Consider the following 14,679-nt stretch of genomic DNA (forward strand, 5'->3'; position numbering starts at 1 on the left):
TTTTTATTTACAATCAAATTGAAAGGAATAAAGCATATAAGGAAAATTAATTACAACCTTTAAAAAAATAAAGAACGCAAGCCAAAGAACTTTTTTACCCCCACCTATCCCCACACACCAAAAATTACAAAATCAAAGGTCCTAAAAAATAAAACTTTTTAAAACATTCAAAATAGGGCTGAACAAATTGACAGCGGCGCGCCTTATAGTTACTAACCAGTAAGTTAACTATATATTATCCGGATTATTTTTAGCCATAATTGACAGTTAAACTTTTAGTTACTCGAACGCCTCTCAGAAACCATTTCAGCTGCAATTAGACTTTAGAAAATATGGGCTTGCCATTATCAATGGCATGCAGATGTATCTATAGATTCGGAGGTAAAATACTTGACGAGGAACTCCATGGCTTTTTCAATGATTAGCCAACGTCATCAAGTGACTTCCCTGTCATTTCTATCCGGTACCTCCAGGTTATTAATGCGCCAATCAAGGAAGTCACCGCTAGTGCACTAAGCAACATACTTGCGCCAATGTCGCTAAGTAAAATTGGAAAAAAAAATGCGATTGCGACACCCCCGAACTTTGAGACGGATGCGGCCAATCCCGCACCAGCACCACGATAGCGGGTCGGGAATACCTCCCCAGCGATTAGATAAGTCTGAGAATTTGGCCCCAGATTATTCATCAAGTTGAACAACATAAGCCCCCCGAAAATGAATGGTAACTGCTGGCTAGTGTTTAAAGACTCTCCATAGGCGGCAATAAGAAGGCCGAGTGCACAACCAAGGAAGCCAAGAACTTGCAATCGGATACGCCCCACCCTATCCACAAATATAATTGCTAGAATAACGCCAACTACCAGCATTACATCGATTAATGCTGCCCCTTTCGCCGCCTCGACTTTGTTATGGATTAATTCCGAAATGGAGTGTGCATGGGGTGACGCATATCCAAGCACATTCGCTAAAATTACTGGCGTGAAGATACCAACGCCATAGGTTCCCAAATCCTGCAAAAACCAGGGAATAGAAGAGAGTTTGATTGCTTTTCGAGATTTCTTATCCTGAAGTAAATGCTTAATACTCGATAGTTCACCTATCTTTTTCTCATTCGTCTCCGCTGTGGCAACATTCTTCAATAAGAATCTGGACGGGTATGGAGGATCTCTTTTCAACAGTTGGCTGATAGATTTCTCCGCCTCAGGCATCCGACCTTTAGCCAGAAGCCACATCGCACTCTCTGGAATATAGAAACGACCAATCGTGATCAAAATCGCTGGAACAATCGCCGCAGCATACATATACCGCCAAGCTTCCAGAGAGGGGTACCAAGAGAGGACCAAAAATGCGAGACCTGTCCCCACCAAAATTCCAACAGCCTGAAAACTAAAGGCTCCGAGAACTAGCCTGCCCCGCATCCTCGATGCCATGCTTTCAGAGATCATCATGTGAGCTGTGGGATAATCACATCCAAGCGCCAATCCCAGACCAAATAATGAAATAACAATCACGAGATAAGAATCTGCGAAGGTTAATATCACCAGGAAAAAGATAAACATGATCATCTCAGCGATGAACATTTTCCGCCGGCCATAATGATCGCTGAGCCCTCCTAGGGTTATCGCTCCAACCAGAATTCCAAACAATGTCGCCGATGTCACAAAGCCCATACTAAAGGCGGTCAAACCAAATTCTTTAGCAATTAAAATGTGGGATACCCCAGTCATGAAGACGATCATTCCCTCAAAAAATTTACCAGCTGTCGCAAGCCACCAAATTCGCCACTGCATTGGCGTAAAAATATTCTGCGGAATCGAGGTTCCATCACACCAAACGGGAGTTTCGTCAATGTAATAGTCAGCCGAATGGTGTTCGCTGAACCGCGCATTTTCAGTCAATGACGGATTTGGAGTGCCATCGGGCTCATTTCTCTCCATAACTACTTCTTTAAATACCCCAGTGAATTATGGCGAACACTAGCATAAAGTGATGACAACTAAGTGATCGAATATCAGCATTAAGAAAGATTCGAAAGCATGGTCTGTTATTACATTAGACTAAGGCGGTCCGTGATGCTTTTGTAGGTAAAGACATACCATAAGGCAGCTACTATTTTCAGCCCTTGAAGGCTGCAAGGACTTTAGTGAACAGTGAAGTGCCTTAGATAATCACCGACAGTACGAATTAACTCCACAATGATCGCACTTACCCACAGAACGTAACCAGGTTTGCACTGACCAGTCTATTTACCTGCGGTTTATTCTTAAAACTGCTCATTATCAAATAAGTTTATTAACGCTTTAAAGCCTTCTCGACGCACAAAACTTCTTTTATCACTAATGTTAGACTGGAAAACTCTGAGATTCAGAGTTCTTAAAAAAAGCTCAACCAGGCAATGCGCCATTGAATACCCCTCGGCAGTCATTGACACATTGATTGGCTGATTTGATTTATTTGAATCACTACTAAAAATTTATACAAAGAAATAATGGTTACCGCTCCACCTAGATGGAGCGTAAAACCTACTGCAAACCGAGTATTGTATTATTATCCCCAAATTGAGCTGCAGTGGCCAGGTTATTAACCGTTGTCTGACTCAAACGCAACTGGTTGGTATCACCATCTTGCACAGCTACTGCCGTGTTAAACCCCTGTAGCTGTGCTATTAAAGAATCATTAAGTAAACCACTTAACTGCAGAGTTTCTGCAGAGTTGAATTCATTACTTTGAGCCGTTTCTGCAGTATTAAGACCACCATACTGTTCAGTATATGCTGAATTAAACTCTCCAATTTGTTCATGTATCACTTCAAGGCTAGTACCATTCTGCAAAATGAGACTATCATGCCCTAGCCCTTCTTGAACAACCTCAGTAAAGTTATTATTCCCCACTTGAGTAGAAACCGAGAGTGACGCAGATGCTGAGTCCTGCATAACAAACATGGTCATTGAATTGCCAGCTTGAAAACCAAATGCAGTGTTTTCCGCACCAGAATCCTGACTCATTAAAAAGTTTAAGTCTTCACCCACTTGAACCATAGTCGCCATGTTGCCGAAACTGTCTGTTTGAGAGATAAAACCAGTATTTGATGTCCCCAGTTGGGTCACATTAGCTGAGTCATTAGCACTATCAGCCTGAATTATAGAAACATCATGACTCATTCCCTCCTGCAGGATAAAAACATAGTCACCCTCTGTATCAGCCTGTAAGGAATTAGCAGAACTTCCCTCCCCAAATTGGTTTTCAATGGCGACAGTAGAAACTGCCCCCATTTGTACTGAATCTGCATTCAGATTGTTCCCTACTTGCCGCTGAATTATCGTGCTAAATTCTGTTGAAGATTCCTGCATTGCCACAGCTTGATTAGAATTACCAACTTGCAACTGTATAATTGTGCTTCCGTTTACGGCAACATCACTCTGATCACCAGATGCAGTGTTACCATCCCCAATTTGAGTGAGTTGATAAGTATTATCAACTGCTACCCCTGCTGCACTGGCAATTGAAAATAAAACACCAGTTAAAAGAGAACTTCTTTTCATCACTAATACTCCCTTAAGATGAAAGCTCCAAAATTCACGCCTCGTAAGTGGCATGAAAAGATAAAGCTGTTTGCAAAATGAAACACAGGCCAACAAAAACAAGCGACTAGTCATGGACTTTCAGAAACATCATTGCCATAAACTAACAATACTCAATGATAGAGAAAATCATCTAGTGACAACTGGACATACAAGTAACTCCAACCATTCAACCAAATTAATAGGACCTTACAATGCCAATCGATAAATAACGGAAGGCTATTGCAACCCTAACACCGTATTGTTATCACCAAACTGAGCAGAAGTAGCAAAATTTCCAATTGTCGTCTGGCTAAGACGCGTGGAGTTGCTAGCTCCGGTTTGGATAGCGACGGCTGAATTAAGTACATCCAACTGTACAATTAAGGACTCATTTAACAAGCCACTAAATTGAAGTGTCTCAGCTGTATTAAATCCTGCGCTCTGCGCGGTTTCGGCAGTATTAATTCCACCAAACTGCTCTGTATATGCAGTATTAAAATCACCAACCTGATCATGCACCGCCTCAAGACTAGTGCCGTTCTGGAGTATAAAACTGTCATGTCCCACATTCTCTTGTGAGGATTGAGCAAAATTGTTGTTTCCACCTACTTGCATCACAATAGAATTTGAAGCTGAGGCTGAGTTTTGCTCGATAGCTAAGTTAAGAAGGTTACCTGACTGAAAACCTACGGCTGTATTCTCTGACCCCATAAATTGATTGATCAGGTAAGTTAGATTTTCCCCAATCTGGATCATAACACCGGTATTGCTGAAGCCATCTCTCTGCGATGTAGAGCCATCATTATTGATCCCCACCTGATCCACTCTCGCATAATCATTAACACTATTACGGTGATCTACCATCGCCAGGTTGCCAGATCCAACCTGCAAAATTGAACTTGACGTCCCCTCTGCATTAAACTGAAGCGAAGATCCAAAGTTGTTAACTCCAACTTGATTAATTATAGAGCTAGTAAAAACAGTTCCTTCTTGCGCAGCATCTGTTTCGTTTGTATCGCCCGTCTGATACTGAACAATCGAGCTAGAGACCGTTACTCCCTCTTGTGTTGCCATAGCATCATTGTTATTACCAATTTGTACTTGAATAATTGTGCTACCAACTACTGCGGAATCACTCTGATCAGCCGATGCGGTATTACCATTACCGATTTGAATAAGTTCGTAGGTATTATCAGTCGCAATAGCTAAGTTTCCAACGAGTAGTAAAGCGACACCCACACCGAGAGGTCTGTACTTAGTCATCTAATACCCCTTAAAGATGATTAATCCAGCACACCAAACATAGGCCATCAATCTCCCAGAATTTCTCTGGGAGATTGTTTACCAGAAGAACAGCCAAAAGACTCCCAAGTATTACTGAAGCCCCAGGACCGTATTGTTATCACCAAACTGAGCAGAGGTGGCAAAATTTCCCACTGTTGTTTGACTTAGTGTCGTCTGATTGGAGTCTCCTGTTTGCGCCGCAATGGCAGTGTTAAAAGCCTCTAACTGCACAACTAGTGCAGTATTCAGCAAACCGCTAAACTGAAGAATCTCTGAAGTACTAAAGTCTCCACTTTGAGCCAACTCAGCAAAGTTCAAACCACCGAACTGCTGAATAAAACCACTACTAAAGTTACCGATCTGTTCTTGAACCCCTTCTAAACTTGTTCCATCCTGAATACCAATACTGGTATTCCCCACATTCTCCTGCCTATTTTCAAATATATTATTATTGTTATTTTGATAAATAAATGAGTAAGAATCGGAAGCAGAAATTTGTGAAATCCCGGCATCTAAGGCATTTCCTGTCTGAAAAATTACGGCCTGATTTCCAGCGCCACCAATCTGGTCAATTGCAAAATTCAGAGCCGACCCGACCTGTAAACTAAAGGCTGAATGCCCCAAACTATTTTCTTGAGTAGCAGAACCGTTATTAGAGCTACCTATTTGAGTTGCGCTAATTGAATCATTAGCACTATTTCTTTGTAGTGCAGAGACATTATTGGTATCACCCACTTCATTGACATTAATGGTACTACCCAATGTATTGAATTGAGTAATTAAACCATCATTATTATCACCTATTTGCGTAACTATAACGGTTGATAGCACAGCTCCAATTTGGTACACCTCCATAAAGTTACTGTCGCCAACCTGGATCTCAATAATGCTACTAAATTCGGTAAACAACTGCTGTTCACCTAAGATCTGGTTATTGTCACCGATTTGCGTTTGACTAATAAGACTATTGGTAACACTGGGATCACTTTGTTCACCTGTTGCAGTATTTCCAGAGCCTACTTGAAAAACTATGTAAGAATTGTCAGCTGCTATAGAAGTCGCACTTGCTACTGCAATTAAAAAACCTATTGAAAGAGGTTTTAATGTATTCATCACAAACTCCTTTGAGTAACATAATTTAGAAATAGACAACCATCCGCGCCATCGAGCAAAATAGAGTAAGCGCAAGATCTAATTACATTACTTTGATTCAGGTTTACTGTAAGCCTAAAACCACATTTCCATCCCCCACTTGAGCAGCAGAGGCGGTATTACCAGCGGTGGTTTGGGTAAAAGTAATTTGGTTGGAGTTACCCAACTGAGAAGTGGAACTGGTGTTAAAACTAGCTAACTGTGCAACAACAGAAGAATTACCTGTCCCTCCAAGCTGTAAAATATCGGCTTCATTAAAGGTCCCAGCCTGTGCAATTTCGGCAGTATTAGTGCTACCATACTGTTCCGTCTGAACCGTACTAAACCCTCCTACCTGGAACACCTCTACACTGTTTGACTCACCAAACTGTTGGGAATAAGCATCGTTATAGAGGCCCGACTGCTCATGGCGAGCATCCAATCCCTCACCCTCCTGACGAATTTCGCTATAGTGGCCAATTGATTGCTGCAGCGTGTCTGCGCTATTACCAACTCCATCTTGAACCACTATTGCAGTGGAATCAAAAGCAAGAGTATGACTGACGTTTAAGGAGTTGGAGTTCCCATACTGCTCGGTAGTAACACTGTTTCCAATACTCGAATTTTGTACAACGATTGTGCTTTGATCACTACCTTCCTGATGCATGGAAATAGAATTCCCAGCTGTGCCGTTTTGCAATAAAGTAGCAGCGTTTGCATCCCCAATCTGAACAATACTTACAAATTCTCCCAGCGTATTTGTTTGCATGAAGGAAGCTTCATGGCTATCTCCAATCTGCACAATCAATATAGTGCTTAACTCTGCAAACTCTTGCCCGGGTGCCGCAGAGTTATTATCTCCAATTTGCTCTACCAGGATACTTGAAAAGACCGATCCCGCTTGGGTTGCTTCAATATAGTTACTGTCACCTACTTGTGATTGCTGAATTAAACTAAATGAAGTAAACAGATTCTGGATTGCATACACCTCGTTATCATCGCCCACCTGGACTTGAACAACAGTATTGCCAATAGCCGATGGGTCACTTTGCTCTGAGTTTGCGGTATTACCTGACCCTACCTGAAGAACATCATAGGTGTTATCTCCAGCAAAGGCGGCAGTCCCGCTCATGGAAAGTAAAACAGCTGCTGCGATAGGTCTGTACATGTTCATCTAATACTCCTTAACGATGACAAGTCCAGCTAGATAGCTTTTACGACAATTTTTTCAGGAAAGCAGCATCATTGAGTAAAACAAATATTGAGGTTGCGGCATGTAATACACGCCACATAGGGGGAGCGGTGACAGTTGAATGACTAGCTTCATAAGTCAAACTCATACTACTTCGCATACAAACAACAATATTGCGATACTTCTTGAGTGATAAAACGATGCTGAATTCAGTATTGATAAGAAACAAAGGTTTTTCTATGAGAGATTAGTTGTATGCTAGTGGGAAGAAAGTATCCTGTTTACACAGGCGAGCAATCAGAGAGTGAGTATTTCTTACTAATAAATGAAGGAGCAGCCATACAATTCGACTACTCCATAGATTATTATTTAATCTAAACAACTCGGATCAGCCGTATCAAAAATATTTCCATACCATAAATTTGTAGACATACAGGCATCCGGATTTGAATCAACCAAATCACCATCAGGGTTACCCGTTGCTATGTTTCCGGTAATCAAATAATCACTTTGCCCCCCTCCCTCCATTGATATTCCAGTCTGTCCATTATTTGTCACTATATTTTGAACAACCAAGCCACCAGAAGATGGGTCAATAACTATTCCCTCACCATTGTTGTTATCACAAATATTCTGAGCAACAAATGAGTTATCACCGTTAATCAATATCCCGCTAGAGGTTCCTCCTTGGTTATCTATAAGAAAATTTCCAATTACTTGACTGTTAGAACCTTGAATTTCAATCCCTCGATTAAAGAAACCAGTAGCAGTAGAAGCATTCACAATATTATTTTCGCTTATTAACCAAATACCGACGTCGATACCATCTTGCACAGTCATCGTTTGAATACTATGAAAGCCATCCCCATCCACAAAAATACCTATTGCACATCCATCCACCACTCCATTTGAAAGAACAGCCGCGCTGCCGAGGACGTCAATACCTCTAGAGGATCCACCGCCACATTCCAAGGTGAATCCATTCATATCTAAACTTCCAGTTGGACCCTCAATCGTTAGCGCCGGCGTACCACTACAATTTAATAGATCTTCAGTGAGAATCTCTGCGCTTGTAATAGTATCTCCACACTCCACCGCAGCCACTGACACAAAGGGAAGAGCCAATATTGCTGACACTAGAAGCTTCACATCCATTAGTTTCATGAGCTAAACCTTTAAGTCTATAAAAACAACAATTAAAAAAAGTTCGCATCCGAAGATTTTACTTTTATCGGAGGCGAAGCATTTTTTAGTCTAGCTACGGTTATTAACTTAACGATAAGAAATTTTCTCATACCTTAAATTTTGAAATTAAAACAAATTGACACTAAATAATACTTTCGGCCTAGGACCTAATAAAATCCAAGCACACCAAACGACGTAATGCCTTTATTAAAATTAACGCCTTCTATTTAGCAAGTAGCTATGCAAAGCCTATTAGCTTTTAAACGCTCTCTGTCTACTCAGGATCAAAATCTAATAAAAAAGGAATGGGCAGGCTATTCAACTTATTCATATGCGCATAAGCACAAGAATTGGAGTCAGCCTATTTAGCAATACCTATAGAGGCATCAGGCATGAACTAAAGGTAAAATAATCATTCCAATAGTACCCATATATCATCAAAAAAGGGGCTCTAAATAGAGCCCCTTTTTATTATCCTGATGTCTGTGGATGGGTATCAGGTAAAGGATTTTGAATACTACTCTCTACCAAGGGCTTCTCCACAAGCTCAGACCAGACACTGTCCGCTTCGATTTTTGCCTGCCGCTTGCGAAGATGAATCAAGAGTAAAACAAATGATGCACCTATCAGTAGCGCAACAACGTCAACCGCCCATACCGGAGTGGCAGCTCCTAACAACTCACCTTTGATAAGTGAGCTAATTGGTATCAGGAAAATAGTGGCAATACAGAAGGCAAGAAGCTGTCGAGCAGCAGCCATGGGACGACGTATAAATGCCCAGATCAGCGCAAATAAGAACCCTGTGTAATAAGCGGCTTTCTGCCAAAACTCAATATCCACCTGCGCATGGGGCAGCCATTTAACTGCCAGCATACTAGCGGCGACCCCCAAGATAGTGCCCAGCCCAGCCCCCACTGTGAGCTTTGCCATTACCACTGATGAGGTTGTTTGTACCGGCAGCGCCCCCTGCCCCCTGCGTTTCTTGCGCCGGCTTTCAATCCACAGTAGATTGCCGGTGAAGAAAATCAGTGCGCCCATAATACCGAGAATAAAGTACACCCAGCGCACGGCATTTCCACCAAAACTGCCAAAATGCAGGGAAAAAATGCTTAATACCGTGCCACTATAACCATTGAAATTACTGGGCAGAATGCTGCTGTAGGGAACTTCGCTCAAGTAGGGGTTACCGAGGACATAGGCATACTTAGCACCTCGCACCACCTCTCCGTGCATGATTCCACCTACACGCATGCGCGGAGCGCGGGTATCCAGATTCAAATAGAGGATTTCCGCCATCTGGAATTTGGGTTCCCCCTTCTGAATTGCAGCTTCCAACTCTGTGACAGGCACCAACTCAGAGAAGCTCTTCACCTCTGCTGGCGCCGGGCGAGTGAACATAGGGGAATCACCGTAGACCGCCACGCGCAGGGCACCATAAAGCGGATCATGGAAGGCAAATACAAAGGCGGTAAAAGCAATAATCAGGTGAAACGGCAGAGAGGTGATACCCAGTACATTGTGAAAATCCAGCCAGTAGCGCTTGCGGTTCTTACCCTTTCTGAGTACCAATAAGTCCTTGAACCAAGTGGGCAGGAAAACAATCAGCCCTGAAATCAATGCAACAAAATACAACGCCGCCACAACACCCAATACATAAGTACCAAAAGCATCGTGGCCCTCACCACCGGGAATACCGGCAGTGCGATGTAAATGATCGACAAATTCGCCAATGGCGGAAACCGTAAAACTTTGAGTGATCAGCTGCCCTTTTTCATCGAAGCTGGCATACCAGAGAGTATGGTCATGGGTTTCTTCATCCTCTATTTCCCAACTCACCGGTGCCGCCTGCAGACCCGCCAGTGGCAATTGGACGGTCATCTGTTTTGCCGCTTCCGGGTGTGCCTGCAGAACTTCGGAAATAAGGCTGTCATACTGATCGATAGAAATACTTGGCAGGGTGGTCTCAGGCTGCAGAGCCCATTGATTGAGGGGCCCTTTAAACATGGTCAAGGCGCCAGCGACAAAAGCGATATACAGAAACAAGCCCGCAAGAATTCCGGTCCAGGTATGCACGCTTTTATAAGTTTTAATCAATTCAACGCGCATATTCTTAGACTCCGAATCTCGCTACCCACAACAGGGTAAACAGCACCAAATTTAGCCCCAGGTAGAGGGACAACATACGCCCGACACTAATAAACAGGTAAACCAGACTTACCAAAGTGAGCCAGACAGGAGTAATCAACCACATCACGAATTGACTTTTATCATCGACCACTACATCACCGGGGCCCCACAGAGCAATCAATCCAGCAATGGCAATTGCGATGGGTAATCCCAAGAAAACTGCACACAGGCTTTTTACCCACCAGTGAGGTTTATAGCCTTCTAACCCTTTTTGAATTCTCTTCTTTTTCTTTGCTAAGACTTTGCCTGGCTTATCCAGCACTCCGCTAAAAGGCAGCAGTCCCAGCGCTAACATAAAAGTGCTAAGAAGCGTAAAGGAAGCTGACATTGCCGAAAAATTTTGGTGGAAAAGTGCCCAGGAAATGACAAGGAGCGCAAAACTGATGAGAAGAGCGGGGTAAAACTGGATTGGCCTCTGCTCACGCCACTGCTGATTGGGACAGCCTAAATAAAAGACAGAAGACGCAAGGACACAACTCAATAGTCCGAGTCCCGTTAAAACTGAGGAATACATTTCTAGTTTCACTTAAGGGTTAGAAGCACTACCACTAAAGTGGTAGAAAATTGTTTGCCAGGCACTGATCAATCGGTGCAGCTAAGCCGTTGCCAGACGAAATAATAGTGAGAGTTTATTGCGGCAATTCCCTATTTGCAAATAAGAATGATTAGCATTATATTCGCTGCCGATCTTCCTTGTCGTCCTGACTTCTTTACCTTGCTAGGGATTACGCTATGTATAAACGCCACCTGCTCAGCAAAGCCGTTTCACTCACTATTCTTGCTTCGATTGGAGCGACTGCGATCGCCGCAGATGAGAAGAAAGAAGAGTATGCGCCGCAGGCAATGGAAAATGTCATTGTTATTGGTGAGAAAACAGAGCGCTCCCTCAAGGAAACCACTTCTTCGGTATCCGTAATTACCGAAGAAACCTTAAATAGCATGCAACACCTGAGCATCACCGATGCGGTGTCCAATATCTCTAACGTGGTAGTACTTTCCGGCGCTACTCCGGATATTCGCGGTGTGTCCGGTAACGGTTCAGCCACCGGCTTTAACTCCTTTACCGGTGGTGCCAAAGCCCGTGTCTCCACGTTAATTGATGGTGTCGCCGAGCCATTTGTCGCAGACCTCACGGGTGATTCCGGTATTTGGGATGTAGAACAAATTGAAGTATTTCGTGGACCCCAGTCCACCAGCAATGGCCGTAACAGCATTGCCGGCTCTGTATTTATCAAAACCAAAGATCCCAGCTTCGACTGGGAAGGTGCAGCTCGCGTAGGTTACCGCGACCAGGACGGCTATATCGATACTTCTGGCATGATTTCCGGCCCAATTGTTGATGATACCCTCGCCTTCCGCCTGACGGCCCAGCAACTCACCGGCGACACTATCAGCAATGCCCAAGAGTATGAGGACAACCCCGCTGACTTCGACCTGAACACTCTGGAAACCCAGCGACTAAAAGGCAAGCTTCTGTGGACACCCACTGAAAAGTTAGAGGCATTATTTACTGTGTCCACTAACAGTGAAGAGGGAAATACCGGGCGTATGTACTACACCCTAACCGGTGTTGATGACTACGAAACATACTTCTATCGCGATATGGACACTGAATCCACAACTACCAGCGTTAAAGTGGATTACCAGATCAACGATGATATCTCTATTGAAGTGCTGGCAGCTTATATGGATTACCAGTGGGGCTTTGATTCCTACGAAGAGGAAGCCAGCAGTCAACAGTATGTTCGTATGGACGAACAGAACACCACCATCGATGCAAAGTTAAACTTTGGTCTCACCAGTGACACCCTGCACGGGTTTATTGGCTTTGCTCACTTCGAAAGAGAGCAAGAATTTGACAGTACTGGTTCCACCACCTATTTCGGTGATGACGAAAGTACCTCTACTGCACTTTATGGTGAAGTAACTTACGCACTGACAAACCGACTGAATCTAATTAGCGGTTTGCGTGTGGAGAATGAAGAACAAAATCGTGATTTCAATTTTAACAATGGTTTCTTGATTGCAGGCCTGGACACTGATGAAACCATCACTCTTCCAAAGCTTGCCTTGCAATACGACCTAACTGAAGACACCGTTGTTTCTGCCAGTGCCCGTAAAGGTTACAACGCGGCAGGTGGTGCCCTTAACTTCAGCGCAGGCGACTATTACTACTACGATGAAGAAACCGTTAATACCTACGAGCTGGCCGTTCGCAGCTCCCTGGCAAACGGCACTATCAACCTGAGTGGTAACCTCTTCTTTAATGAATACTCCGGCTACCAAGCTCTAAGCTCTTCCCGTGTTATCGTCAACATGGATGAAGTTGAGACTTATGGTCTTGAACTTGAAGCCGTAGCTATGCTGACCCCGCAATGGGAATTGCGTGCCGGCCTGGGCTTGTTGGAAACCGAAATCACTGACGCCGGTGTTGACTACGCCGATGCGAATGGCAATGAGCTCAACTCAGCGCCCAACGTCACTGCAAATCTAGGTACGAAATTCTGGGTTACCGATGCGTTCAACGTAGGTATTTCCGCAAATTATGTAGGTGAGTACTACGGTGACTTTAGCAACACCGATGAGAGAGTTGCTGGGGATTACGTTTTGGCACGACTGAATGCGAACTATGAAGGCCAGGACTGGACTGTTTCAGCTTATATTAATAATGCCCTGGATGAAGAAGGTTACTTAACCGTTGAACCGGTCAGTGCACGTTATCCAGACGGCTACGCAGCCATTGTTGAGCCCCGCAATATTGGTGTTTCTGCTATCTACCGCTTCTAATTAGCTCCTTTACCAACAGCTAAAAATCCGGCCCCTAGTTGAGTTTATCTCACACAGGGACCGGAATTCCGATATCGTCCTAAGCCTCGCCCTACTGCACAATTATTACCATATTGCTGTTTCCAATCTGGGAAACATTAGCATTTTGAAAATCGTTAACCTGGCTAACGGTAAACATATTTAAGTTACCCTGCTGTAATGCCGTGGCAACACCATTCGCTCCGCTTTGGATAGTCGAACCCATATTAGTCAAACCGATCTGAGTGGTACTTGCCAAATTAAAGCTGCCAGATTGAGCGTGGATAATAGTGTTAAATTCATTTTGCTGACTAATAGCACTGGTATTATTATTATCTGTTTGATTCACTGTAGCATTATTACTATTTCCCAGCTGACTCAATGTGGAAGTATTCGTGTCAGAGTTAAACTGCGACACAGTAGCCACATTCAAATTCCCTTGCTGGGCAGTTACCGCCGAGCTCGTCGTGCTATTGGTTTGAACAACCGTACCGGTGTTGTTGTCACCTACTTGATTAATAACTGCTGTATCAGTAGTACTACTTGACTGTGTAACAGTGGCAAAGTTAACCAGATTAAACTGATTAATAGTTGCAGTACTGGTTGTAGACGCCACCTGATTAATTACGCCAACATTAGTATTCCCATTTTGAGTAATAACGGCAGCCACAGTATCAGATGAATTCTGAGCAACCGTGGAAGAATTTAAATTCCCTGTTTGTATCTGATTAACTGTGCTTCCGGTATTTCCGTTTACCTGAGTGGCAGTGGCTGTATTAGTGTCGCCAGTCTGGGTTTGGCTGATAAAGTTAAATGTAACGGATGGATCACTTTGATCCGCTGTCGCGGTATTACCTATTCCACTTTGGTTCTGAACCGCAACATTGTCGGAGGCAAAAACACCCTGACTTGCAACAGCAAGCAGGACCGCAGCCGCCAACGGGGCACACCTTTTCATATTTATCTCCTTAGAATATGAAATGTCGCAAAATTAAGATTCTTATACTGCATCAACACACAAAATTAATTAGCACCATATGCAACAACATTAAGAGAAAGCGATTTACGATCAGCTGCGCTTAATTTTGCTAAAACAAATACCGGAACTTCAGCATTTATGCTTATAAACTCTTGCTTCTCAAGGACTCAATCCCCAGCTTCCTTCAGGAATCTATGCTTGATGCTGTGTTGAGTCTTATCTCCGATGGCACTTTCAGCAATAGGAGAATAGTGCGGAAAATATAGGAAGAAAGTTCCCCCCCTATTTAGGAAAACAGCCATACTGTAGGCGAATCCATTATTTTTAACGCCATCACTACACACATACAAC

At 43.4% G+C, this 14,679-nt stretch carries 10 protein-coding genes; 1 reads left to right on the forward strand and 9 read right to left on the reverse strand.

Annotation, left to right across the window (positions count from 1 at the left end):
• Positions 1 to 421: 421 nt before the first annotated feature.
• The 8 genes from ACJJIR_RS15550 to ACJJIR_RS15585 all read right to left on the reverse strand — a co-directional run bounded on the left by ACJJIR_RS15550 (position 422) and on the right by ACJJIR_RS15585 (position 10,872).
• A complete protein-coding gene (locus ACJJIR_RS15550) occupies positions 422 to 1,939 on the reverse strand; it encodes an MFS transporter (protein ID WP_444906037.1) in 1,518 nt (505 codons plus the stop codon).
• 585 nt (positions 1,940 to 2,524) lie between these two features.
• Positions 2,525 to 3,544, reverse strand: a complete 1,020-nt coding sequence (locus ACJJIR_RS15555) for a hypothetical protein (protein ID WP_444906038.1) — start codon at positions 3,542 to 3,544, stop codon at positions 2,525 to 2,527.
• A gap of 258 nt (positions 3,545 to 3,802) precedes the next feature.
• Complete coding sequence (locus tag ACJJIR_RS15560; protein WP_444906039.1) at positions 3,803 to 4,828, reverse strand: hypothetical protein; 1,026 nt, start codon at positions 4,826 to 4,828, stop codon at positions 3,803 to 3,805.
• A 111-nt stretch (positions 4,829 to 4,939) separates the two neighbouring features.
• The gene (locus ACJJIR_RS15565) at positions 4,940 to 5,962 is read right to left on the reverse strand and encodes a hypothetical protein (protein WP_444906040.1); all 1,023 of its coding nucleotides are present in this window, start codon (positions 5,960 to 5,962) and stop codon (positions 4,940 to 4,942) included.
• A 103-nt stretch (positions 5,963 to 6,065) separates the two neighbouring features.
• Entirely contained in the window at positions 6,066 to 7,154 is a 1,089-nt protein-coding gene (locus ACJJIR_RS15570; protein WP_444906041.1) for a hypothetical protein, read from the reverse strand.
• Between the two features lie 387 nt (positions 7,155 to 7,541).
• Positions 7,542 to 8,336: a right-handed parallel beta-helix repeat-containing protein gene (locus ACJJIR_RS15575; RefSeq protein ID WP_444906042.1), complete on the reverse strand. Its 795-nt coding sequence runs from the start codon at positions 8,334 to 8,336 to the stop codon at positions 7,542 to 7,544.
• 492 nt (positions 8,337 to 8,828) lie between these two features.
• Positions 8,829 to 10,463, reverse strand: coding sequence for a PepSY-associated TM helix domain-containing protein (locus tag ACJJIR_RS15580; RefSeq protein WP_444906043.1), 1,635 nt, complete (start codon positions 10,461 to 10,463; stop codon positions 8,829 to 8,831).
• 4 nt (positions 10,464 to 10,467) lie between these two features.
• Positions 10,468 to 10,872, reverse strand: a complete 405-nt coding sequence (locus tag ACJJIR_RS15585; RefSeq protein ID WP_444906044.1) for a hypothetical protein — start codon at positions 10,870 to 10,872, stop codon at positions 10,468 to 10,470.
• Between the two features lie 404 nt (positions 10,873 to 11,276).
• Here ACJJIR_RS15585 and ACJJIR_RS15590 point away from each other — a divergent pair, with 404 nt between their 5' ends.
• Positions 11,277 to 13,331, forward strand: a complete 2,055-nt coding sequence (locus ACJJIR_RS15590) for a TonB-dependent receptor (RefSeq protein WP_444906045.1) — start codon at positions 11,277 to 11,279, stop codon at positions 13,329 to 13,331.
• Between the two features lie 91 nt (positions 13,332 to 13,422).
• Here ACJJIR_RS15590 and ACJJIR_RS15595 read toward each other — a convergent pair whose 3' ends face one another.
• Positions 13,423 to 14,307, reverse strand: coding sequence for a hypothetical protein (locus ACJJIR_RS15595; protein ID WP_444906046.1), 885 nt, complete (start codon positions 14,305 to 14,307; stop codon positions 13,423 to 13,425).
• Positions 14,308 to 14,679 lie beyond the last annotated feature (372 nt).

This window comes from Microbulbifer maximicatervae (SeqCode), assembly GCF_052467385.1.

Coding starts and splice junctions, on each gene's coding strand:
- ACJJIR_RS15555 (WP_444906038.1), bottom strand. CDS start 3,544: ATGAAAAGAAGTTCTCTTTTAACTGGTGTTTTATTTTCAATTGCCAGT.
- ACJJIR_RS15570 (WP_444906041.1), bottom strand. CDS start 7,154: ATGAACATGTACAGACCTATCGCAGCAGCTGTTTTACTTTCCATGAGC.
- ACJJIR_RS15580 (WP_444906043.1), bottom strand. CDS start 10,463: ATGCGCGTTGAATTGATTAAAACTTATAAAAGCGTGCATACCTGGACC.
- ACJJIR_RS15565 (WP_444906040.1), bottom strand. CDS start 5,962: ATGAATACATTAAAACCTCTTTCAATAGGTTTTTTAATTGCAGTAGCA.
- ACJJIR_RS15590 (WP_444906045.1), top strand. CDS start 11,277: ATGTATAAACGCCACCTGCTCAGCAAAGCCGTTTCACTCACTATTCTT.
- ACJJIR_RS15585 (WP_444906044.1), bottom strand. CDS start 10,872: ATGTCAGCTTCCTTTACGCTTCTTAGCACTTTTATGTTAGCGCTGGGA.
- ACJJIR_RS15550 (WP_444906037.1), bottom strand. CDS start 1,939: ATGGAGAGAAATGAGCCCGATGGCACTCCAAATCCGTCATTGACTGAA.
- ACJJIR_RS15560 (WP_444906039.1), bottom strand. CDS start 4,828: ATGACTAAGTACAGACCTCTCGGTGTGGGTGTCGCTTTACTACTCGTT.
- ACJJIR_RS15575 (WP_444906042.1), bottom strand. CDS start 8,336: ATGAAACTAATGGATGTGAAGCTTCTAGTGTCAGCAATATTGGCTCTT.
- ACJJIR_RS15595 (WP_444906046.1), bottom strand. CDS start 14,307: ATGAAAAGGTGTGCCCCGTTGGCGGCTGCGGTCCTGCTTGCTGTTGCA.